Here is a 21730-nt window from a genome sequence, read left to right as displayed (position 1 = left end):
TTTATGCTCGAATCTGTTGGTTGGTCAAAATATCTCGAATTTCCGATGGTTTTTCCGCGCCACCCACCGCACTTTGCAACACCGGAAAATCGACGCCAAATTGCGCTCGTACCTCTTGAGCAGTGCGGCAAGGCGGCATGCCACTTAGGTTTGCACTGGTTGAGGTTAGTGCTGTTTGCGTCGCTTCACAAAGTTCGGTCACCGCAGGATGACGACACAAACGAATCGCAATGCTGTCAAATTCGCCAGTTAAAAAAGTGGGTGTAAGCGCACTTTTCGGTACTAGCCAAGTCATCGGGCGATCATATTCCGCTTGCAAGCGTTGCCAATGTTCGTGGCTTAATCGGCTTTGATCGATAAACGGCAGCAGCAAATCCAAGTGCGGTGCGACCAAAATCAACCCTTTTTCAAGCGGGCGTTGTTTTAATGCTAGCAATTTCAGCACCGCACTTTCACTGCGCGGATCACAGCCCAAACCAAAAACCGCTTCCGTAGGATACGCAATAACCTGTTGTTGTTTAATATAATTGGCTAATTGGGGAATGGTATAATTCATAATCTAGTCACGTTGAAAGTGGTGGCGACAGGCCTTATTGCAACATTGGTAACGACCATCTTGCTGTTGGAACGATAGACCATAACCGCACTTTGGACAAGGCTGTGTTTCCGGTTTATGTGGCAGATTAAAACGACAACGCGGAAATTGATCACAACCATAAAACGTTTTTCCTTGCCGCCCGCGCCGAGCCAGTAAATGTCCTTTACCACAAACCGGACAAGGAATCGACTGCTGCTGAGCCTCGTTGGTTTCAGTTTGCTCATGTGCAATATAATGACACTCAGGAAAATGGCTACAACCGATAAACATGCCGTAATGCCCTTGTCGCAATACCAATGAATGCCCACACTGCGGGCAAGCCTGCGGTAAAACCTTCAAAATTTTGGCCTCGCTTGTTTGCAGCGGTTTTAAATAATCACAAGCAGGATACGCCGAACAGCCTAAAAACAGCCCCTTTTTTCCTTGTTTCAATTGCAACGGCGCACCGCACTTTGGACAAAACTCGGTATGGTGCGGGGCTTCAAAAAGCGGGGATTTAGTCATGGTTTAACCCATAATAGTGATGAATAGCACTATCTTAACCCGAATCAGATTGCTCGGCAAAAGATAACCATTTTAAGACGACGCGCTTAATTCATGTTGTGATGCCACCGCTAAAAAATGGCTGCGATCACGATAGCGACCACCACTAGCGCCAACTTTAGTGTCGATCCGATTAATCAAATACGACGGAAGGCTGATATTGATTCGCTGTTTTTTCCCCATATATTCACTGACATCAACATCAATCAGCAACCAAGTATCAATATGATCAAAATCCACTACTTTTTGATATTCAATAAATCCGTTATCTTGAATAGACATCACATCAAAACCACTTTCAAGCATATCCGCCAAAATCGTTGTAATCGCATCTTTCACCATTTCAGGAATCAGTTCAACGCTATCAGCCGCACTAAAGCAACTATACTGCTCATTAAACAGTGCCGGAACTATCATTCCATAAGCCTCATTGTCATTTTTAGGGTATTCGACCCCAACGGTAAATAACATCTCTTCTTCTCCTAAAATATGGGATTAAATTCCTGCTGATCTTTTAATCGATTTTAATGTACCGATCGGCAAATCAGTCTTGGGATGAGGTACAGAAAATCGTCTATTGGTTTTCGCAGAATACCAAATTTGGTGATCGCCTTTTCCATGCCGAATAAACTCACAACCGTTTGCCTTAAGTTCCTTGATGAGATCACTTGATCGCATAATCCTACCTAATTCAATTTTTAATTTTACACACTAACACACACAAAACAACGTATTTCTAACAACGACAATAACCACCGCTGACCGTACAAATTGCCCCCTCCAGCTCCAACTCCAACAGTTGCGAAAGAACCTCCGAAATCGGCAAATTAAGTGCAGTTGCCAAATCATCGGCGCTAATTGCTTGATAGCCAATATGACGGTACAGTTCGGGATAGGCCACCGCACTTTTCTCATTTTTTGTAAGTTGTTGCACCGGCTGTATTAGTGATGGTTTAATTTTTGCTGTGTCAGGCACAACTGGGTGAATAGGTGTTAACATTTCGGATTGTGATGGATAAGCGGATAAATTTTCCAAAATATCCTGATAACTTTCCACCAGCAAAGCGCCCTGTTTAATCAGGCTGTGGCAGCCACGGCTAAATCGGTTCTGAACCGCCCCCGGCAGGGCAAACACCTCACGATTTTGTTCCAAAGCATAACGTGCGGTGATCAGCGAACCGCTCTTTACATCGGCTTCAACCACCAACGTACCCAAACTCAAGCCACTGATAATCCGATTACGACGAGGGAAATTCTCCGGCAACGGCGCTTGATTAGGGATAAATTCCGAAACCAGCGCGCCTTGTTCGATAATCTGCTGTGCCAATGACTGGTTACGTTTTGGGTAGATCCGATTCAAGCCACTACCCAGTACTGCAATCGTTTTACCGCCGCTTTCCAGCGCTGCGCGGTGGCTGTAGCTATCTATCCCTAACGCCATGCCACTGGTAATCACATAGCCTTGCAGGCTCAATTGCGTAGCAAAATAGCGGCTCCAATATTCGCCATAATCCGAACAATCACGGCTGCCGACCATCGCAATTTGTCGCTGGTGCAATAAGTTGCGATCGCCTTGCAGATAAATAATCAACGGTGCCGAGACTATTTGTTTCAGCAAAAAAGGATAGTCAGCGTCAAAAATTGTGATCACCTGATTGACCGCACTTTGCGCCTGCCACGCCAACACCGGATCGATATACTCTTTTTTCGGCTGCAACCAGCGTTGAATCTGACGCGAATCCAACCCTAAATGCGCCCACTCTACCGCCCCGTATTCCAACAACTGTTGCACCGAAACCTGTTTAAGCAAGCGCAATACCGCACTTGAACCAAAATTTGGAATTTGGTTAAGACGCAGTAACAATTCTAACGGTATGTTTAACGACATAATGATCAGCTATAAGATTAAAGAGCTTTATCATCGCAACAACTACCGCACTTTAAACGACTTTAGGATTATTTTTGGAAGCGGGATCGTAAAAATGAATAACACGGTAGTAAATTTTAATACCGTGTTATTTATTAATTTATTTTACTAAAAAAAGTGCAATATCAGGAAAAACAATCAATAGCGTTAATAGTATGATTTGAATTAAAATAAACGGTAAAACTGATTTAAATATATCAACTAATTCAATTCCTTCCGGTGCTACGCTATGTAGGTAAAAAGCAGCGGGACCAAAAGGTGGAGACAAAAAAGAAACTTGCATATTGACACAAAATAAAACACCAAACCAAATCGGATCGAAGCCTAGATTCTGCACAATTGGAACAAAAATTGGCATAGTTAACATTGCGATCCCAATCCAATCTAAAAATAACCCTAATACAAAAAGAATCAACATCATAATCAGAATAATTCCAATTGGCGGTAAGCCCGAACCTACAAGCAATGACTCAACAAAATGGTTACCTCCAACTAAATTATATACGCCAACTAAGATATAAGCGCCTATACCAATCCACATAATCATGCCACAAGTCTGCATAGTGGTATATGAAGCTTCCTTAACAATAGTTAAATTAAGCTCTTTCCGATAGATAGAAACTAAGAGCACTGCTATTACGCCTACAGCAGCAGCCTCAGTGACTGAAGCAATTCCTCCGTAAATACTACCCAACACTAATAACGCTATCATGGCAGGTAATGCAATATCAATGCGGGCTTTTTTACGTTCCTCTTTAGAAATAGGTCGATTTCTTTCCTCATCAGGAATATCAGGTAGCATCGCAGGGTTTAATTTACCGCGAATAATAATATATAAAATATACATTGCAGCTAACATAAAAGCAGGAATGAAGCTGGCAGTAAATAAATCCCCAATCGAAACCGAAGCAACCAACCCATAAATAATCAATACAATACTTGGAGGAACCATTGTACCCAATGCTCCACTGGCTACAACAGTACCAATTGCTAGATTTTTATCATAACCCAGTCTTAACATCTGTGGTAAAGCCAATAGTCCCAGTAATACTGTTTCTCCACCGATAATCCCTGACATTGCAGCTAAGAATACACCGATTAATACTGTTTGTAAGGCAACGCCAGTACGAAATTTCCTAGTTGTTAACCACATTGCATTATATAGATCTTTAGCAATTCCGGTTTTATCTAGTAGAGAGGCCATTAGTACAAACATAGGCACTGCTAATAATGAATAGCTTGTCATAAACCCGTAAACACGATTTACGATCATCGGAAGAATATCGGGAGAAAACCAACCTACCGCAAGAAGTGTTGCTATTAATCCGGTTAAAAACGCTAAGGGAATACCAATAACTAATAATAAACACATAACAATAAATATCAGTGTCGTGACAAGTTCGATCCCCATCTCACTAAAGCCAAACATATTATTCTCCCTTATTGTAATAGTGGAAATGTTTTTGTAACTTACAAATCACTTGAATAAAAAAAATTATAAACAATATAAAAAGAGAAACTTTTAGCAATCCAGCGAAAGGTGGGTTCCAAGCAGATCCTGATCGCTCTAACATTAAATCGCCGGAAGGAGAAAATGCTGCTGATTTAGCGATAAAATAACTTGCATAACTTAATAGACCTAGATAAATAAGAGTAATTATATTAGCAAACATTTCTAAGATATTTTTTAATTTAGGTGAAACTTTATTTAATAATATCGGAACTTTGATATGTTTATTTCGACCATAAGAAAATAGACCTGCATAAATCATCAAAAATCCAGCTAATGCAATACTACTTTCATGAACCCAATCAGTAGGATTATTAAACAAATACCGCGCTATAATTTCATAAAATGAAATAAAAACGATAAAGAAATATAAATAAGATAACTTTCCACCAATTATCTCAACCCATTTATCAATTAATGTTAAATTATGTTTAGATAAATTTTCTTCTTCTATTTTCATAACAAATACCGCCTATAAAAAACCAGAGATTATTTATATAACCTCTGGTCATTGATTTTATTGAATCATGCCTTTACTTTTTAAATATTTCATCACTGTATCATAATATTTCTGAGACATTGGTGATTTAGTTGCCCATTCAGGCCACATTTTTGTCGCAATTTCTCTGACTTTTTGAACCTCTTCAGGCTTCCATTCAATAATCGTAATTCCGGATTTAATATTTTTTACAGCTTCTGCATCTAATTTCTGATGAAGCTCTAAGAAGCCATTCGCATAATTTCTACCAGCTTGATTTAATACTTCTTTTAGATCTTGTGGTAAAGCATCGTACACTTTTTTATTCAATGTCACTTGATTTATCGGCATAGAGTGCCAGCCAGGATGAATTGGATATTTGGCAATATCATTCATCCCATTTGCCTCATTTCTAGCAAAAATAGAATAATCTGATGCATCAATAACCCCTTTTTCCAGTGATGTATAAACCTCTGATCCCGGCAAATTTACTGGAGATGCACCTAAATTCTTAAATAATACCTGTACTAATCCCTCTGGAGCCCTTACCTTAACACCTTGTAGCTCTTCAATGTTATGGATTGGTTTTTTTGCCACTAAAGATTCCACACCGACAGTACTGACAGCTAAAAGCTCAACACCATATTTATTTAACAATTCATTCGCAACATCAAACCCACCACCATTATAAATAAAATCAACAAGATCTTTCGGATCATTCCAAGCACCAATTAAATTACCATATAGCGCAAATGCCGGGTCTTTACCTGAAAAATAGGAAGGATCAGTAAAATCACCTTGTAGGATATTCATTCCAATAGACTCTAGCGTTTGGTTATGTTCTACAACCGCACCAGCACCTAATACATTTATATGAATTTTACCATCAGATAATTCTTCAACATCTTTTGCCCATTGTTGCTGAAATTTAAAAGCATCATCACCCGGTTGATCTGAAGATTGAAAATTCCAATTATAGGTAGCTGCACCCGAACTTGCTGAGAACGCTAATATTGAACAGGTTATTAATGTTTTAAGTAGTTTCATATTACTATTCCTTTTTAGTTAGATTTGTAGATTAATTATTTAATTAAAAGCCATTAAATAATCTTGGGTAAAGCTATTTATTACCATTCAGCAAATGATCCATCTTTATTCCTCCAAATTGGATTTCTCCATTTTGGCGATATTTTATTTTGTTGTTTCATAAATTGTTCATTGATATCAACACCTAATCCAGGCCCATTTAAAAGCTCACAATATCCATCTTTAAAATTAAAAATATCTTTATTATGCATATAATCAAGAACATCATTTTGCTGGTTATAATGAATTCCAACGCTCTGTTCCTGAATTACGGCATTAAGACAAACGGTGTCGATATGTAATGAAGAAGCTAAAGCAATAGGCCCCAAAGGGCAATGTGGCGCAAGCGCTACATCATAAGCTTCAGCCATCGTTGCAATTTTTCTTATTTCACTAATTCCGCCACAATGAGAAACATCCGGTTGTAAAATATCCACTCCTCCTTTGGCTAACAAGGTCTTAAATTCCCATCTAGAATACATCCTTTCCCCAGTTGCAATAGGTATCGCACCGTATTGTGCAATTTCATGTATAGCATCGAGATGCTCAGCCAAAACAGGTTCTTCTACAAACATCAAACCAAAAGGTGCCAATTCTTTCATTAACACTTTTGCCATTGCCTTATGTACTCTTCCGTGAAAATCCACTCCAATACCAAAATCTTTACCAACAACATCACGAATAGCTTGTACTCTGGCAATAACAGCATCTATTTTTGAATAATCATCAATAAAATTAAGCTCTTCAGTTGCATTCATCTTGATCGCCGTAAAGCCAGACTCCTGCCTTTCTTTTGCCATCCGCGCTACATCATCGGGTCTATCACCGCCAATCCAAGAATACATTCTGATACGGTCTCGACATTTTCCACCCAACAATTGATAAACCGGCGCATTCAATAGTTTCCCCTTAATATCCCATAATGCTTGATCAATCCCGGCTAAAGCACTCATCATAATCGGGCCGCCGCGATAAAATGAGGAGCGATATAATACGTTCCAATGCTCTTCTATATTTCTTGGATCTTTACCAATTAGATATTCCATTAATTCATTAACACAACAATGAACAGTATGCGTTCTACCTTCTAAACAAGGCTCTCCCCAACCAACAACACCACTATCTGTAATAATTTTTAAAAATCCCCAACGAGGTGGAACAATAAAAGTTTCATATCCTATAATTTTCATTTATTCACTCTCTTTTATTAAGTTAATCTCTTAACAGAATTCCATATATCAACAAATTCTTTAGCACCATTAATAAAATCATGCAACTCTATACCCGGATAATATAAAGAATTCCCCAAACCAAAACCATTTACGCCTAATTCAACATATTTATTGATTTTTTCTGAATCTGCTGTAATTCCACCAACAGGAAAACAAAGAATATCCGGAGGAAGAATACTTTTTATTGCTTTAAAACCATTAAAACCTAAAACATCCGCAGGAAAAAATTTAAGTATTTTTGCACCGGCATCTATAGCAGAAAAAGCTTCACTAGGCGTCATTACACCAGTAAATAAAACACAGTCATTTTTATTGGCTTCTTGAATCACTTGCAGATTAACATTTGGAGTAACTATTAATTGTGCACCACTATTTAATGCGCCTATTAATAACGCTAAATTAGTCACTGTTCCAGCACCAATACAACAATATGAACCAAATTTATTACTCAATATTTTTATCGTTTGTAACGCATTTGGGCTATTTAACGGAACTTCTATAAAAAAATAACCTAATTCAATTAATTTTGACACATACTCTATGGCTTCTTCGGTTTTTATTCCTCTTAAAATAGCAACTAGAGGTAAATGACTTTTTACTAATTCATAATAAATATTTTTCATTTCCAAACCCTTTTAATATAATGAGAAACAATATTTTTCATCCCATTCAAAAAGCAACTCTCCCCATCTATAAAAAATGAGTTTTTATTCAGATATTGTAATGCTTTTAGGTACCTTTCTGATATTATCTTATCTCCAACAACATAATAGCTATTAGCCCTTGACAATACAGAAATCTCATTACCGATAACAATTCCGGATAAATAACTTTCAACAGAATCTAATGTAAGTTGATTAAATAGTTGATATGTTCTTGTAGAAAAGATTGCGATACTAAATGGTGATTTATATCCAATATCAACCCCCTTTAAAAAGGCTTCACTATTATCGATTTGTATTGGTAAATTTTTTAGCAAAATACTGTTGTTTTTTAATAACGAAAACAACTCTCCTGTCATGACTGTTGTAAAATATTTCAAAATCCCATTCTTAATAACAGCATGTTTACTATGCGTTCCCGGTAAAATAACCGATAGCTCCTTTTGTCCTGTCAAAGACGATAACCCTAGTAATTGAGTTTCTTCGCCACGCATCACATCATAAAAATTAAACGGATTAGTACAAGATACACCCGGAACAATAAATGCTGTCGAATTCCATGGTAGTTTTACCTCTACAAGATGTTCTTGTAAGTTTTCGAAATTAACTGGTGTCTGGAGATAATTGGTTTCAAGCAATCCCTGCTTTGAACCAACCATACCAGCCATACCGATAGGTAATTTTTTGAATTGATACTTTTCCCAGGGGAGCAACAGATCATGCAATACTGAAGAATATTCTTCCTGGGCTACGGACAATAAGCCTTTTGCCGCTGTAATTTTCTCTATTACCTCGCCATTCTTACTCACCAAGAAAGCTCTGAAATTGGTTGTACCCCAATCTATTGCTATCCAATTTGTCATGATTTCCCCTTTAAATCTTGTATGACAAGATATTAAATTTAAACCAGATCATTTTCTGTGACAAAGATCTAGTTTTATTAATAAAAAGTGTGATTACCTTATCAAATAGATAAATTTATGATCAAAATCACAATTTTTATTAAGGCAAATAAGAGATGATAAAAATCATAACTTACAGTAAAATAAAATCTTGTATGACATTAAAAGGATTAAGATATGTCTAAAGCAAATCTAATTATCAAAGCTTTAACCCAAAATATTCTGTCTGGTGAATATCCTGTTGGTAGTATACTTCCCGGAGAAATGGATTTATCCCACGAGTTTTCAGTTTCTCGTACCTCAGTGAGAGCGGCATTACAAACCATTGCCAATAAAGGACTGATATCTATCGCACCCAAAAAAAGAAGTGTTGTAAATGAGTTAGAGTCGTGGAATTGGTTAGATGCTGATATATTGAATTTTTTCTCAAAAATTCAAACGAATACACTATTTGTTAAAAATTTATTAATAGCAAGATTGACCTTCGAGCCCAGCATATGTGCAATTGCAGCCATAAGCTCCAATGCAAAAGATTTAGCCGACATTGAGAGTGGTTATAATATGATGCAAGAAGGTGCCGACAAAAATGATAGAAACCTATTTTTATCAGGCGATACTAACTTTCACCGTGCAATAGTTAGAGCCTGCAAAAATCCTTTTTTATCTTCACTAGAAGGGATGTTATCAACTGCTATGTTAACTTCATTAAATAAAACTCTGGAAGATCATATAGATAATACATTACCAGCTCTAAAATCTCATGAAAAATTACTAGAAGCTATTAGGGTGAGAGATTCTGAAAAAGCAAAATTAATCTCAAAAAATATTATTCTTGAAGCCATAAATAAAACATTTGGCAGTACTTTTGACAATGCTATGTTAAATATTTAGCTAATCCTGTCAAACCCGCAAAACCCGTCCAACAATAATTGCGATGGCACCGCCGATCAGGGTGGCGATTAAGCGGTGTTCGGTGGTGGCTATGGGGTCGCCGTGACCAACAGCGATCAAAAATACGATAGTGGCGGCAACAGTTCCGCTGTAAACTCCATAGTGGGCTCTTTGCATTGCAAATGCCAGGCCAACGGTGATGACCAAACTGATCAACAAAATTACGAAATTGTCATGAAACAGATAAATAATCAGGGTAGCGATGCAGCAGCCAATGACGGTTCCGGTTAAACGGTTGATACCACGTTTTAAGGAGTCTTGGGAGGTAGGCCTTAAGATTAGCAAAGCTGACATAGGTGCCCAGTAATCATTTTTTAAACTGATACTTTGTGCCGTATACAGTGCCAAAGCAACTGCAATTGCACCGGCACAGACAAAACGCAGTGAGAGATTGCCGGCAAGCGGATTAGTGGTTGGTAATGGAGCGGCAATGTTAGGAATGAGCCGCGCTAAAAGTACGGTACAACCAATTTGTAAGGCGCCGCCCAATAGCACAAACACGGTGCGCAAAGCGGCATGTTCTAGATGGTTCGGGAAATATGAAGCGACCAGAAAAGCAATGATGATCTGCAACATGACCCACCACCAATTGTTGTCATAACTGGCAATAGCTGCACAAGCTGCAGCTAAAAGTGCGGTTATCACTATCACTACAGATGGATAAAAACCGAGCAATGAGCCAGCAAATGCCGCCAATGCCATGCCGGCAACCGCAACAATCATCGCCCCCCAACGCATTGAACACAAGGTGTGTGACGCCCCCAATCCAACGGAAAAAGCGGTGCTGATCATCACCACCGCCATAATTGGATTTAACAATGAACTGAATGCCAAAACAACAATAATGGCGGGAACACATAATATCGCTTCCCGCCAATAAATATCACCACACCATTGCCGTAATATTGCTAGCTGTTGTTTGAGTGGCATAGTAGAGAACATCATTTTGCCACATTAATCTGCGCGGCAATCACTCAAAATCGGGCTGTCATTGGCGCCGACCAAATCTGCAGTATTACCTTTGGTATAGAGTTTATAAGCATAATCCGGATTGATGGCTTGATAGTTTGCGCCTGACGCCATCGCTATGTTTTGCATCGGTATCATCTCGCCCATCTGGTTGATCACCGCATAACTGTTGTTTGACGTGTTGAGGTACACAACATCCAATACTTTGTTATCACGACAGGCATAGAGCACTTTACTCACTTCCTGTGATTTACCTTCCGCTGCTAGAGATTTGCTGGCTTGATCCGTAATCTCTATTTTTAGTGTATAAGGCGATTCAATGCCACGACGAGCAAAAGTCCGCATTTGGAAAACCCGTACTTCATATTTACCACTTTCCGGCAGCACATAGCTGTCACCCACCACATAATCGTTACGATCAAACAGCACCATTTCGGCATGGGCGTTGCTGTCGAGCACTGCGTTCAACACTTGCCCTTTCTTAGCGGTAAAATAATAGCTGTCATAGTTATAGCCTTTCACACGCCCTTTATAACTTGCTGAACTTTCACCTTTTTTAAATTGTACGGTTTTAGCAACTGTTGGTTTATCATTAGCAGCTAACGCTGCCGGAACCGTGGATAAAAACGCGGTCGCAGTAAACACTGCCAAGAATACTTTTTTGATTACTGTTGATAATTGCATTATCAAACTCCTTATTTTTAATAATGATTATTTAAATTAAGTTCATCATCAATACAGCGATGATAAAAAGTTAGACAAGTCAAAGTGCGGTTTGGTTGTAACTTTCGATCAAAAAATAACAAAAAAACCCTTTCGGTATCAACCGAAAGGGTTATCAAAAGCATATCTTTTAATTATTTTTTCAATAAATCACGAATTTCTGTCAATAATTTTTCTTCATTTGACGGTTCTGCCGGTGCTTCTTCTTCGGCCGGTTTTTCACGTTTTAATTTATTCAACGCTTTAATCATCATAAAGATTGCAAAAGCAATAATGACAAAATCAAATACGTTTTGAATAAATGCACCGTAGTTTAACGTCACAGCCGGTGTCTCACCAACAGCTTGCTGTAATACAATATTTAAGTCTTTAAAATCAACACCACCGGTGAAAATGCCCAGTACCGGCATCACAATATCGCCAACCAATGAACTGACAATTTTGCCGAAAGCCCCACCGATAATCACACCGACAGCCATATCAACCACATTGCCACGCATGGCAAATTCGCGAAACTCTTTAATCATACTCATAAAATAATCCTTGTGTTTGTATAAAATAACATCAAATCAATTGATGGGCGGTATTATAGTTATAACGTTTTAAATGTAAAGTTATATTTCGATAAAATCGTTTTTTATCGTTAATGATAATATTGATAAATAAGCAATATAAAATAGGTTATATTGCTTATTTATTCCACTCATGATGCCAAATCAAATAAAAAATGGCGTAGGCAAAAAGAGTTTTTCAATATCAGGAACTTGTTTTTTATCACTTAAAAACAGCACCACATGATCATTGTCTTCAATCACCACATGGTTATGGGCAATAATCACCTCTTCGCCACGCAAGATCGCCCCAATAATACAACCTGCCGGCAGTTTCAGTGCCGCAATTTTTCGCCCGACGATATTCGAAGTGTCGACATCACCGTGCGCCACCAGCTCTATCGCTTCGGCATTGCCTTTACGCAACGCCACCACATTGCGTACATCACCTTTGCGTACATGCCCCAATAATGCTGAAATAGTAGCCTGCTGCGGTGAAAAACCGATATCAATGGTGCCGCCCTGAATCAGATTTAAATAAGCAATCCGTTGAATCAACACCATTGCTTTGGCTGCCCCTAAGCGTTTTGCCAACAACGCCGCCATGATATTAGCTTCATCATCACTGGTCAGCGCAATGAACACATCAATATTCTCGATATGCTCTTCAAACAACAATGCTTGATCAGAAGCGTCACCAGCAAAGACCAAGGTTTTAGACAATTTTTCTGCCAACTGCTCTGCCCGCTGCGGGTTGCGCTCAATCAGTTTAACCCGACAGCGGTCTTCTAAATATTTTGCCAAACCGGCACCAATATTGCCGCCACCGATAATCATCACACGCCGATAAGGGCGCTCCAAACGCTGCAATTCACTCATCACGGCGCGAATATGCGGCGTGGCACAGATAAACACCACTTCATCGCCCGCTTCAATAATAGTCGAAGCTTGTGGACGAATAGCCCGTTCTTGACGGGTGATCGACACAATCCTTGCATCCAAATGAGGTAGATGCTCTTTCAACGCCGAAATTGCGTAGCCGACCAATGGGCCACCATAATAGGCTTTAACCGCCACCAGACTGATGCGTCCATCGGCAAAATGGGCGATTTGCAAGGCGCCGGGATAATCGATTAAACGTGCAATATCGTCAATCACCAATTTTTCCGGGGCGATAATATGATCGATAGGAATTACATCCGGCTGGAACAAGCGCTCTTTCTCGCGCAGATATTCATTTTCACGGATTCGGGCAATTTTACTTGGCGTTCCGAACAACGTATAGGCAATTTGACTGGCAACCATATTCGTTTCATCGGAACTGGTGACCGCCACCAGCATATCGGCATCGGCGGCACCGGCTTCACGCAACACTCTAGGCGAGGACGCATTGCCCAGAATGACGCGCAAATCGAATTTGTCTTGCAGATGATTCAAGCGTTCGGAATTGTTGTCGATCACCGTAATATCGTTATCTTCACTGACCAGATTTTCTGCCAAGGTTCCACCAACTTGACCAGCACCAAGAATAATGATTTTCATAGCCTATCCCTAAATTAAGCCCTTTTGATTAATTTAGCATAAAAGAAGCCGTCACCGCCCTGTTGTTGTGGGAAAAATTGCATAACAGAGGATTGTCCAAAAATGGCTTCCAGTTTTGCATCGCAATGCTGTGCTAAAAAATGGTCGATTTGCTGTTGATTTTCCTGCTTCAACACCGAACAAGTCGCATATAACAAAGTGCCACCAACCTTTAAACGTGCCCAAAGTGCGGTCAAAATTTGCTGTTGCAGCGCACTCAACGCCTCAATATCTTGTTCACGGCGCAGCCATTTAATATCTGGATGACGACGAATAACCCCGGTTGCAGAGCAAGGCGCATCGAGCAAAATTCGATCAAACATCACCCCGTCAGCCAGCCACTGTTGCGGCTGACTGGCATCACCACAGATCACTTCAGCCTGTTGATTTAGCCGTTGCAAGTTTTGCTCAACCCGTTGCAAACGATGCGCTTCCACATCTAAAGCGATCACTTGCGCCAGTGGTGCCAACTCCAAAATATGCGTGGTTTTGCCGCCCGGTGCAGCACAGGCATCTAAAATCAATTCATGATTTTGCGGTTGTAGCAGTAATCCTGCCCATTGGGCATGGCTGTCTTGCACCGTAACCCAACCTTGCTCAAAGTGCGGTAGCTGATTAACGCTGACCGCACTTTGCAAGCGAATCGCACAAGCCGGCTGCTCAGGGCAAATTTCGGCTTGAATGCCTTGCTGAATTAACCGCTCCAAATAGTCTTGTGTTGAGCAATGTTGCGAATTCACCCGCAGCCACATCGGCGGTTTTTGATTATTGGCTTCAACGATTTCACGCCAATCTTGCGGGTAATCTTGCTTCAAACGGTTAACCAGCCATTCGGGGTGCAAGGTTTGCCAATGTTTATCCACGGTGGCTAAAATTTCCGCCTGCTCACGCAAAAAACGCCGCAACACGCCATTGAGCAACGAACGAAAACTGTCGTTTTTTAAGGCACTTGCCGCATTCACCACTTCATCAACTGCCGCATGTGGCGGAATGCGCATATACAACAATTGGTACAGCCCCACCAACAGCAAACAATGCACAATCCGGGTTTTGCCCTTCAGCGGTTTTTGCACCAATAAAGCGATAATCCGCTCCAAGCGTGGCAACACTCGACAAACGCCAAAGCAGATTTCTTGTAATAGTGGTTGATCTTGCGGTTTAACTTGGTTTGCCATGTCAGGCAGCAAAGCTGACAGCGATTTGCCTTGATCCAATACCTGCAATAAAATTTGGGCGGCAACCGCTCTGACCGATAAGGTTTTTTTAATCTGCTTCATTTAATTTATTCCAAACCCTCTTTAGGCTAAAACCGTGCCGAGCGGGAACCAATCACGACGAGAATTCAATAACTCCTGCGCGGTCATCGGTTTTTTCCCTGCCGGTTGCAACAACGTTAAATTCAGCACCCCATCAGCAGTGGCAATCTGAATTCCCTGTTTATCCGCCGCCAAAATCGTACCGGGCTGTTTTTCAACCGACGGCAACACTTGCGCCTGATAAACTTTGACGCTTTGCGTTTGTTGATTGCTGTCTTGCGTGACTAAATAGCTGATCGGCCACGGATTAAACGCGCGAATACAGCGTTCCAATTGTGCCGCCGACAGCTGCCAATCCAGCTTGGCTTCTTCTTTGCTTAATTTCTGCGCATAGTTGCTATACGCCTCATCTTGTTTTTCCGGCTTAAATTGCTTGCCTTGCAAGCCGTTCAACACCTCAAGCAACGCATTCGGCGCAATTTGCGCCAGTTTTTGATACAGTGATGCCGACGTTTCATCGCCAGCCAGCGGACAACGGACTTTATGCAGCATATCGCCACTATCCAAACCAATATCCATCTGCATAATCGTCACGCCACTTTCCACATCGCCAGCCCAAACCGCTCTTTGAATCGGTGCTGCCCCTCGCCAACGGGGCAATAACGAACCGTGCACATTCAAGCAACCGAAACGTGGGGCATCCAACACCGCTTGCGGCAGCAGTAAACCGTATGCCACCACCACCATCACATCCGCTTTCAGCGCCGCCAATTGCTGTTGTACTTCGCTATTACGCAGCGATTTTGGTTGATAAAGCGGCAAATTATGCTGTTCTGCCAGCTGTTTGACCGCACTTTGCTGTAATTTTTTGCCACGACCGGCGGGTTTATCCGGTTGGGTATAAACCGCAACCACCTTGTGTGGGCTGTTGAGTAACGCCTGCAAATGTTGTGCGGCAAAATCCGGCGTACCGGCGAAGATAATATTCAAGGGTTTTTGCATAATGTACTACGCCATCTAAAAATTGTCAGGATATTGAGATAAAACAAATAACCTCTCAATCGAGAGGCTATTGACCGGCTTTATTTTGCATTTAAACGGTTTTGTTTTTCCATTTTTTGCTTGATCCGCTGTCTTTTCAACGGTGATAAATAATCAACAAACAACACGCCGTTTAAGTGGTCGATTTCATGCTGAATACAGATTGCCAACAGCTCATCAGCCTCTAAAGTAAAGGTGTTACCGTTGCGATCTAACGCTTTCACCGTCACTTTTTCTTTGCGCGGCACTAAACCACGGCAGCCGGGAATCGACAAACAGCCCTCTTCAATCCCGGTTTCACCGGAGGAGGTCAAAATTTCAGGATTAATCAGCACGATTTGCTGCTGTTTATCGCCTTCAATATCAATCACGATAATTTGACGGTGAATATCCACTTGGGTGGCTGCCAAGCCGATACCTTCGTCGTGATACATGGTGTCGAACATATCATCAATAATCGTACCCACTGCATCGTCAACCTTGTCCACCAACGCCGCTTTATTGCGCAGGCGTTCATCGGGGTATTTTAATACGGTTAAAATACTCATAAATCTCTCTTACTCTTGCGGATAAAAACTGTTAATCGTTTATTTTAGCCATTTTTTAAGCATAAAGGAATAAAAGTGCGGTTAAGCTTCAAAAATATCGCCGTCACGCAACAAATGCACATCCCCTTTGCGTCGCAAAAAACCGCACTTATCAAAATACTCGATCAATTGCACTGTCATTTTACGCCCGAATTGCAGCTGATCACGCAATTCATTCACTGAAATTGCACCGTGCTGTTGAATATGCTGTTTAATTTGGCTAGCATACGCCACAACGGTTTCACTCAGGAAAAAACGGTCTTTGATGATGGCAGTCAAATAGCCGAGCTTACCGGCTTTATATAAAAAATTACGCATTTGTTGCTCGTCCACCGCCAGCATTTTGCCTAAATCGCGCACCCAAAGTGCTTGTTTATCGGCGCTGAAAATCGGCTTAACCTGCTGCCATAGCTGTTGTTCGTCACTGGTGAATTCAATTTTATGATCGGGCAGATGTATCCAACCACGGGTTTGTGCCAGCAGCCCAGCGTCGAGCAATGCCTCAATCAAATGGTAAATCAATTCAATCGGCTGCTTCAAACACGCCATGCGCTGCAAGCGGGCTTTGGAAATCCCCAATTGATCAGTGTGTTGCTGGTGGTAAAGCTGTACGGCTTGCAACAGCCGTTGCTGCTGTTGCTGCCGATAATCTTGATCAAACAGATATTGACGCACTCTTTCAAAATCAAGTTGTTGTTGCAGTTGTGAAAATTGTGGATCAGTTAGCTGTTCCAACCAGCAGACCGCACTTTTATCCACGCAACCCTGCTGCAAATACAACGCCAAACGTTGCTGGCTGTTTTGGCTGTTTGCCAACTGCCACAAATACGCCAAGCGCATTTCGCTGCGTTTATAACGTGCCGGTGAATTGATTTCCAGCACTTTCGCCCCGGCAAGCGTCTGCTTGTTGTCGCCGCTGCGGAGAATCAACTTATCGCCAAACAGTAAAAACAACGGCTCTTGCAATACCACTTCCGCCAACACTTTTTCACCACTTGCCGCCACATTTTGTTGCAACAGGGTCAATTTGCCGACTGTGTGGGCGGCTGCATGGTAAAGGTGAATTGGCTGACTGGCTTTCAAGGTTTGAATCGGATCCAGTAACAAAGTGATCCGATCACTGCTATAGGCTTGATGATGCGAAAACAACCAGTCGCCTCGTTCAATTTTGTGTTGCTCTGCAGCACCAAGATTAATGGCTAAACGTTGTCCTGCCTGGCCCTGCTGTGCTGCTTGATTTTGCGCATGGATATTTTTCACCCGCAGCGCTTGTTTCAAATTGGTGGATAAAAACAGCGTATCATCCAACACCACTTGTCCTGCAAACGCAGTACCTGTCACGACTTTTCCGGCACCTTTAATGTGAAAAACCCGGTCAATCGCATAGCGGAACGGCTGCTCGCTTTGCTGGCTGTCCACCAGGGTGGCAAGGTAATCTCGCAGTTCAGTAATCCCCTGTCCAGACAGCGTAGAAGTAACAAAAACCGCACTTTTATCACTGCTTTGCGCCAAAAACGGATAGCGCTGGAACAGCGTTTGTTGCAGTTGAACAACTTGTGCTTCTGTAACCTTGTCCGCTTTGGTGATCACTAAGATAATTTGTTTAAAATCCAATAACTTGAGCAAGATTAAATGTTCGTCGGTTTGCGGTTTGATGCCTTCATCGGCAGCGATAACCAGCATGGCATAATCCACGCCGCCCAGTCCGGCAAGCATATTGGATAAAAAGCGTTCATGCCCCGGCACATCAATAAATCCCAAAACGTTGCCATTGGCCAACGGCAGATAGGCATAGCCTAAATCAATCGTCATGCCGCGTTTTTTTTCTTCCGGCAAATGGGTGGTGTCGGTGCCCGTCAAGGCATGAATAAGTGCGGTTTTGCCGTGATCAACATGCCCGGCGCTGACAATAATCATAGTTCGTCCAAAATAGTTAAAAGTTGTTGCGGATTGGCAACGCTGCGTAGATCAAGCCACAATTTTTGCTGTTCGATTCGTCCGATAATCGGCTGACTGAGCTGTTTCAACGAGCGGATCAACTGCATTAACTCCTCATTTTTTCCCGAGTGCGGTTGCAGCGTCACCGCAAGTGACGGAATACGGTGCAGCGGTTGCGATCCACTACCGATCTGTGCCGAACTGGATTCGATTTGCAGCTGATAGTCAGCACTCAGTTTTTCTTGTAGTTTTTGTAACAGTAACTCAGCAACTTGCTGTAATTCATCTAAATTCTGAGTTAGCAAACGCAAGGTTGGATTGGTTGTGGTTAAGGTATCCGCAAAAAGATAGTCGCGTAATGTGGCTTCCAAGCCTGCTAAGATCACTTTGTCACAGCGCAAAACCCGTTTCAGCGGATGCTGTTGTAAGCGGTCGATCAGCGCTTTGCTGCCGACAATAATCCCGGCTTGTGGTCCGCCCAGTAGTTTATCACCGGAAAATGAGACCAAATCAACCCCGTCAGCCAACATCTTTTGTGGCGTCGGCTCTGCAGGCAGTCCGTAGCGGCTTAAATCAAGCAACGCACCGCTGCCCAAATCACTGATCAACGGCAAGCCGTGTTGCCGTGCTAATTGTGCTAATTCCGCTTCGGCAACACTTGCGGTGAAACCGCAAATTTGGTAGTTACTGCAATGAACTTTCATTAAAAGTGCGGTATTTTCAGTAATATTGTGTCGATAATCGGCTAAACAAGTGCGATTGGTGGTACCCACCTCCACTAGCTTGCAGCCGGCTTGCTGCATAATATCAGGAATACGAAATGCACCACCGATTTCGATCAACTCGCCACGGGAAATAATCACCTCTTTACCCGAAGCAAATGTCGCCAATAATAACAACACTGCTGCAGCATTATTATTGACGATACAAGCTGCTTGCGCCCCACACAATTGAGCCAGCAATTCACTGATAAAATTATCGCGGTGACTGCGTTTGCCCTGCTGTAAATCAAACTCCAACGCCACATTTTCGCGCATCGCCGCCAACGCTGCCTGCTGTGCTGCTTCGCCCCACAACGCTCGCCCCAAATTGGTATGCAAAACGGTGCCGGTCAGATTATGAACTTTTTTAATCGCGACCTGCCGCTGCAATTGCAAATCATGACTCAGTTTTTTATACAACACTGAAAAATCACTGAAATAGCGCGGCAATTGCTGTTGCTGCTGAATATGTAAACGTGCTTGTTGCAGCAGACTGCGCAACTGATTCACCACCGCCGAATGCCCAAAACGGTCAATCAGCAGCTCTCCTTGCGGCGTACTCAATATTTTGTCAACGGAAGGCAATAAGCGATAAAGAGGATTCATAGCAGCACCGGTTAAAATTATCATGGTAGAATGATTTGATTTTAATGCTATTTTAATTAAAATTCAGTACAATATTGCTACCGAACGCAAAAATCAAAGGAAGATCGTCGTTTCCGGTGAAGCGGCAGGACTTCAAATCCTGTTGAGGCTGCCAGCAGTCTCGGGTGGGTTCAACTCCCATGATCTTCCGCCAACTCATTAATCATACCTCCTCATACTTCATCATTTCACCCGATAAAACCCAGTAAAATCAAGCTTTCTTCTAAAATCCATTCGTTATAGTTCGTCATGATTAATCATTCTTTGTTACTTTTTTAGTTCCCTGATCTATACTATTTGCCCAACTCCCTAAATCTACTCCCAAAAAGTGCTATTTTCCTGAAAAAAATAGGGAACTAAAACACCATAATCATTTGAATTAAAAGATAAAAAATAGAGTTTTAAAAGGGAACAAAAGGCAAAAAATAGGGAACTATAATTTTTTATACAGGGAACTAAAATCACCGAAAGGCTTGTTATATATGGCTAGAAGAGTAATACCGCTTATTGATTCCGAGATCAAGAACTCCAAACCCAAAGCGAAAGAATATTTACTTTCTGATGGTGGCGGATTGCATTTACTGGTATCACCCAAAGGGGGAAAATTATGGCGCTTTATCTATGTGCAGCCGTACACGAAAAAACGTCTAAAAATGAGCCTAGGGCGCTACCCTGATTTATCACTGATTGAAGCACGCAAGATACGAGATGAATATAATGCCTTGCTGGTGCTGAATATCGATCCACAGGAACACCGCAGGCAGTTAGAGCAAACCGAAGCCGACAGCAAAAACCGCACTTTTAAGCGTTTGGCGCAAGAATGGTTCAATGATCGCAAGCAGAAAGCCAATTACTCAGAACGGACAGCGGAAGACACTTGGGCAATGTTTGAACGGCATATTCTGCCAGCGCTAGGCGATTATCCGATTAGTGAAATAACCCCCCTTATTGCCATCAACGCATTTAAGCCATTGGAAAAGGCTGGCAAGTTGGAAACCGTGAAAAAGATAATTAACAACGTGAACAACGTTATGCGCTACACGTTACACAGGGGCATGATCAGCCACAACCCACTAGCAGAGATTGGCAAAGAGTTTGATAAGCCTGTGAGCCAAGGCATGAAAACGATTCAACTGGAAGAGCTGAAAACCTTTCTACATGGATTTTATGCCGCCAGAGATAAGGGGCGATTTAATCCGCTGTCATTCTATGCGGTTATGCTGGTGCTGCTGACTGGCGGCAGACCGTCCGAAATTGCTAGAGCGAAATGGCAAGATATCGATTTAGAAAATCAGTTGTGGCAGTACCGAGTGCAGAAAGGGAACAAAAATCTACCCGAGGGGCGATTGCATACCGTGACACTATCACGCCAAGCCACCGCCATTTTCAGCAAACTGAAAGCCATTCAGACCGCACTTGATATGAACGGTGAATTTGTATTTGCCAGTTTTAACGCCAAGAGCGGGCATTTGACGATTGAAGCTATGCGCAAGGCGATCATCAAGGGCATTGGCGAAAACAAGCTGACTACGCACGGCATAAGGCATTTATTCAGCACTTCATTGAACGAGCAGGATTATAAAGCGGACTGGATAGAAAGGGCGTTATCACACAAGCAGAACAAGGATAAAAACCAAATCCGCCGCACCTATGATAAATCGTTGTACCTGAAACAGAGGGCGGAAATGCTGCAACAGTGGGCGGACTATGTAGAGAGCCAAGCACCAGCGCCAATAGTCATCTAATCAATAAATTAACTGTATGCTTGTACAGTATGCGCAATTATGGT

General features: G+C 41.8%; 22 protein-coding genes and 1 tRNA gene. 3 read left to right on the top strand and 20 right to left on the bottom strand.

Going from position 1 to position 21730, the window contains the following annotated elements; all coding sequences use genetic code 11:
* Nucleotide 1: 1 nt before the first annotated feature.
* The 11 genes from tsaC to EDC16_RS03390 form a co-directional block, all read right to left on the bottom strand.
* Nucleotides 2-556 carry an L-threonylcarbamoyladenylate synthase type 1 TsaC gene (gene tsaC / locus EDC16_RS03440; RefSeq protein WP_132965410.1) on the bottom strand — a complete coding sequence of 185 codons (555 nt, stop codon included), beginning with the start codon at nucleotides 554-556 and terminating at the stop codon, nucleotides 2-4.
* A gap of 3 nt (nucleotides 557-559) precedes the next feature.
* Entirely contained in the window at nucleotides 560-1102 is a 543-nt protein-coding gene (locus tag EDC16_RS03435) for a DNA topoisomerase family protein (protein ID WP_132965408.1), read from the bottom strand.
* A gap of 72 nt (nucleotides 1103-1174) precedes the next feature.
* The gene (locus EDC16_RS03430; RefSeq protein ID WP_132965406.1) at nucleotides 1175-1612 is read right to left on the bottom strand and encodes a type II toxin-antitoxin system HicB family antitoxin; all 438 of its coding nucleotides are present in this window, start codon (nucleotides 1610-1612) and stop codon (nucleotides 1175-1177) included.
* 24 nt (nucleotides 1613-1636) lie between these two features.
* On the bottom strand, nucleotides 1637-1819 hold the full coding sequence (locus EDC16_RS03425; protein WP_132965404.1) for a type II toxin-antitoxin system HicA family toxin: 183 nt from the start codon (nucleotides 1817-1819) through the stop codon (nucleotides 1637-1639).
* A 58-nt stretch (nucleotides 1820-1877) separates the two neighbouring features.
* The gene (dprA, locus tag EDC16_RS03420) at nucleotides 1878-3029 is read right to left on the bottom strand and encodes a DNA-processing protein DprA (protein ID WP_132965402.1); all 1152 of its coding nucleotides are present in this window, start codon (nucleotides 3027-3029) and stop codon (nucleotides 1878-1880) included.
* 139 nt (nucleotides 3030-3168) lie between these two features.
* Nucleotides 3169-4497 (bottom strand): TRAP transporter large permease, encoded by a 1329-nt coding sequence (locus tag EDC16_RS03415; protein ID WP_132965400.1) that lies wholly within the window; start codon nucleotides 4495-4497, stop codon nucleotides 3169-3171.
* 1 nt (nucleotide 4498) lies between these two features.
* Complete coding sequence (locus tag EDC16_RS03410) at nucleotides 4499-5038, bottom strand: TRAP transporter small permease subunit (protein ID WP_132965398.1); 540 nt, start codon at nucleotides 5036-5038, stop codon at nucleotides 4499-4501.
* Between the two features lie 57 nt (nucleotides 5039-5095).
* Nucleotides 5096-6103: a TRAP transporter substrate-binding protein gene (locus tag EDC16_RS03405; RefSeq protein ID WP_132965396.1), complete on the bottom strand. Its 1008-nt coding sequence runs from the start codon at nucleotides 6101-6103 to the stop codon at nucleotides 5096-5098.
* Between the two features lie 80 nt (nucleotides 6104-6183).
* Nucleotides 6184-7332, bottom strand: coding sequence for a galactonate dehydratase (dgoD, locus tag EDC16_RS03400; protein WP_132965395.1), 1149 nt, complete (start codon nucleotides 7330-7332; stop codon nucleotides 6184-6186).
* A gap of 17 nt (nucleotides 7333-7349) precedes the next feature.
* Nucleotides 7350-7997 carry a 2-dehydro-3-deoxy-6-phosphogalactonate aldolase gene (locus EDC16_RS03395; protein ID WP_132965393.1) on the bottom strand — a complete coding sequence of 216 codons (648 nt, stop codon included), beginning with the start codon at nucleotides 7995-7997 and terminating at the stop codon, nucleotides 7350-7352.
* The gene (locus EDC16_RS03390; RefSeq protein WP_132965391.1) at nucleotides 7994-8899 is read right to left on the bottom strand and encodes a 2-dehydro-3-deoxygalactonokinase; all 906 of its coding nucleotides are present in this window, start codon (nucleotides 8897-8899) and stop codon (nucleotides 7994-7996) included. The genes EDC16_RS03395 and EDC16_RS03390 overlap by 4 nt, the downstream gene beginning before the upstream one ends.
* A 216-nt stretch (nucleotides 8900-9115) precedes the next feature.
* Between EDC16_RS03390 and EDC16_RS03385 the strand changes: the two genes are divergently transcribed.
* Nucleotides 9116-9829: a FadR/GntR family transcriptional regulator gene (locus tag EDC16_RS03385; RefSeq protein WP_132965389.1), complete on the top strand. Its 714-nt coding sequence runs from the start codon at nucleotides 9116-9118 to the stop codon at nucleotides 9827-9829.
* Nucleotides 9830-9838: 9 nt separating this feature from the next.
* On the opposite strand, the gene EDC16_RS03380 is transcribed toward EDC16_RS03385, so the two are convergent.
* The 9 genes from EDC16_RS03380 to selA form a co-directional block, all read right to left on the bottom strand.
* The gene (locus EDC16_RS03380) at nucleotides 9839-10834 is read right to left on the bottom strand and encodes an FUSC family protein (RefSeq protein WP_132965387.1); all 996 of its coding nucleotides are present in this window, start codon (nucleotides 10832-10834) and stop codon (nucleotides 9839-9841) included.
* Nucleotides 10835-10843: 9 nt separating this feature from the next.
* On the bottom strand, nucleotides 10844-11542 hold the full coding sequence (locus tag EDC16_RS12805) for a c-type lysozyme inhibitor (protein ID WP_232517252.1): 699 nt from the start codon (nucleotides 11540-11542) through the stop codon (nucleotides 10844-10846).
* A gap of 173 nt (nucleotides 11543-11715) precedes the next feature.
* Nucleotides 11716-12114 carry a large-conductance mechanosensitive channel protein MscL gene (mscL, locus tag EDC16_RS03370; RefSeq protein WP_132965386.1) on the bottom strand — a complete coding sequence of 133 codons (399 nt, stop codon included), beginning with the start codon at nucleotides 12112-12114 and terminating at the stop codon, nucleotides 11716-11718.
* Nucleotides 12115-12297: 183 nt separating this feature from the next.
* Complete coding sequence (trkA, locus tag EDC16_RS03365) at nucleotides 12298-13674, bottom strand: Trk system potassium transporter TrkA (RefSeq protein WP_132965384.1); 1377 nt, start codon at nucleotides 13672-13674, stop codon at nucleotides 12298-12300.
* Between the two features lie 14 nt (nucleotides 13675-13688).
* Nucleotides 13689-14990: a 16S rRNA (cytosine(967)-C(5))-methyltransferase RsmB gene (gene rsmB / locus EDC16_RS03360; RefSeq protein ID WP_132965382.1), complete on the bottom strand. Its 1302-nt coding sequence runs from the start codon at nucleotides 14988-14990 to the stop codon at nucleotides 13689-13691.
* A 21-nt stretch (nucleotides 14991-15011) separates the two neighbouring features.
* Nucleotides 15012-15971: a methionyl-tRNA formyltransferase gene (fmt, locus tag EDC16_RS03355; protein WP_132965380.1), complete on the bottom strand. Its 960-nt coding sequence runs from the start codon at nucleotides 15969-15971 to the stop codon at nucleotides 15012-15014.
* An 80-nt stretch (nucleotides 15972-16051) separates the two neighbouring features.
* Nucleotides 16052-16558, bottom strand: coding sequence for a peptide deformylase (gene def, locus EDC16_RS03350; RefSeq protein WP_132965378.1), 507 nt, complete (start codon nucleotides 16556-16558; stop codon nucleotides 16052-16054).
* 81 nt (nucleotides 16559-16639) lie between these two features.
* A complete protein-coding gene (gene selB / locus EDC16_RS03345) occupies nucleotides 16640-18514 on the bottom strand; it encodes a selenocysteine-specific translation elongation factor (protein WP_132965376.1) in 1875 nt (624 codons plus the stop codon).
* Nucleotides 18511-19902, bottom strand: a complete 1392-nt coding sequence (gene selA, locus EDC16_RS03340) for an L-seryl-tRNA(Sec) selenium transferase (protein ID WP_132965375.1) — start codon at nucleotides 19900-19902, stop codon at nucleotides 18511-18513. The genes selB and selA overlap by 4 nt, the downstream gene beginning before the upstream one ends.
* 98 nt (nucleotides 19903-20000) lie before the next feature.
* Here selA and EDC16_RS12660 point away from each other — a divergent pair.
* Both EDC16_RS12660 and EDC16_RS03335 read left to right on the top strand, forming a co-directional pair.
* A tRNA-Sec gene (locus EDC16_RS12660) sits at nucleotides 20001-20095 on the top strand.
* A gap of 328 nt (nucleotides 20096-20423) precedes the next feature.
* Nucleotides 20424-21686 (top strand): tyrosine-type recombinase/integrase, encoded by a 1263-nt coding sequence (locus EDC16_RS03335; RefSeq protein ID WP_132965374.1) that lies wholly within the window; start codon nucleotides 20424-20426, stop codon nucleotides 21684-21686.
* Nucleotides 21687-21730: the final 44 nt, after the last annotated feature.

Origin of the sequence: Testudinibacter aquarius (genome assembly GCF_004342725.1) — a bacterium.
Lineage (GTDB): Bacteria > Pseudomonadota > Gammaproteobacteria > Enterobacterales > Pasteurellaceae > Chelonobacter > Chelonobacter aquarius.
The sequence above is the reverse complement of the archived record's forward strand: the minus strand, read 5'-3'. Positions and strand labels throughout refer to the sequence as shown.

Bases quoted from the DNA above. Each gene is read 5' to 3' on its own strand.
- dprA (WP_132965402.1), bottom strand. From the start codon at position 3,029: ATGTCGTTAAACATACCGTTAGAATTGTTACTGCGTCTTAACCAAATT.
- tsaC (WP_132965410.1), bottom strand. From the start codon at position 556: ATGAATTATACCATTCCCCAATTAGCCAATTATATTAAACAACAACAG.
- EDC16_RS03335 (WP_132965374.1), top strand. From the start codon at position 20,424: ATGGCTAGAAGAGTAATACCGCTTATTGATTCCGAGATCAAGAACTCC.
- rsmB (WP_132965382.1), bottom strand. From the start codon at position 14,990: ATGAAGCAGATTAAAAAAACCTTATCGGTCAGAGCGGTTGCCGCCCAA.
- trkA (WP_132965384.1), bottom strand. From the start codon at position 13,674: ATGAAAATCATTATTCTTGGTGCTGGTCAAGTTGGTGGAACCTTGGCA.
- EDC16_RS03385 (WP_132965389.1), top strand. From the start codon at position 9,116: ATGTCTAAAGCAAATCTAATTATCAAAGCTTTAACCCAAAATATTCTG.
- EDC16_RS03425 (WP_132965404.1), bottom strand. From the start codon at position 1,819: ATGCGATCAAGTGATCTCATCAAGGAACTTAAGGCAAACGGTTGTGAG.
- fmt (WP_132965380.1), bottom strand. From the start codon at position 15,971: ATGCAAAAACCCTTGAATATTATCTTCGCCGGTACGCCGGATTTTGCC.
- selB (WP_132965376.1), bottom strand. From the start codon at position 18,514: ATGATTATTGTCAGCGCCGGGCATGTTGATCACGGCAAAACCGCACTT.
- EDC16_RS03435 (WP_132965408.1), bottom strand. From the start codon at position 1,102: ATGACTAAATCCCCGCTTTTTGAAGCCCCGCACCATACCGAGTTTTGT.
- EDC16_RS03430 (WP_132965406.1), bottom strand. From the start codon at position 1,612: ATGTTATTTACCGTTGGGGTCGAATACCCTAAAAATGACAATGAGGCT.
- dgoD (WP_132965395.1), bottom strand. From the start codon at position 7,332: ATGAAAATTATAGGATATGAAACTTTTATTGTTCCACCTCGTTGGGGA.
- EDC16_RS03390 (WP_132965391.1), bottom strand. From the start codon at position 8,899: ATGACAAATTGGATAGCAATAGATTGGGGTACAACCAATTTCAGAGCT.
- EDC16_RS12805 (WP_232517252.1), bottom strand. From the start codon at position 11,542: ATGCAATTATCAACAGTAATCAAAAAAGTATTCTTGGCAGTGTTTACT.
- EDC16_RS03380 (WP_132965387.1), bottom strand. From the start codon at position 10,834: ATGATGTTCTCTACTATGCCACTCAAACAACAGCTAGCAATATTACGG.
- mscL (WP_132965386.1), bottom strand. From the start codon at position 12,114: ATGAGTATGATTAAAGAGTTTCGCGAATTTGCCATGCGTGGCAATGTG.
- EDC16_RS03415 (WP_132965400.1), bottom strand. From the start codon at position 4,497: ATGTTTGGCTTTAGTGAGATGGGGATCGAACTTGTCACGACACTGATA.
- EDC16_RS03410 (WP_132965398.1), bottom strand. From the start codon at position 5,038: ATGAAAATAGAAGAAGAAAATTTATCTAAACATAATTTAACATTAATT.
- def (WP_132965378.1), bottom strand. From the start codon at position 16,558: ATGAGTATTTTAACCGTATTAAAATACCCCGATGAACGCCTGCGCAAT.
- EDC16_RS03395 (WP_132965393.1), bottom strand. From the start codon at position 7,997: ATGAAAAATATTTATTATGAATTAGTAAAAAGTCATTTACCTCTAGTT.
- EDC16_RS03405 (WP_132965396.1), bottom strand. From the start codon at position 6,103: ATGAAACTACTTAAAACATTAATAACCTGTTCAATATTAGCGTTCTCA.
- selA (WP_132965375.1), bottom strand. From the start codon at position 19,902: ATGAATCCTCTTTATCGCTTATTGCCTTCCGTTGACAAAATATTGAGT.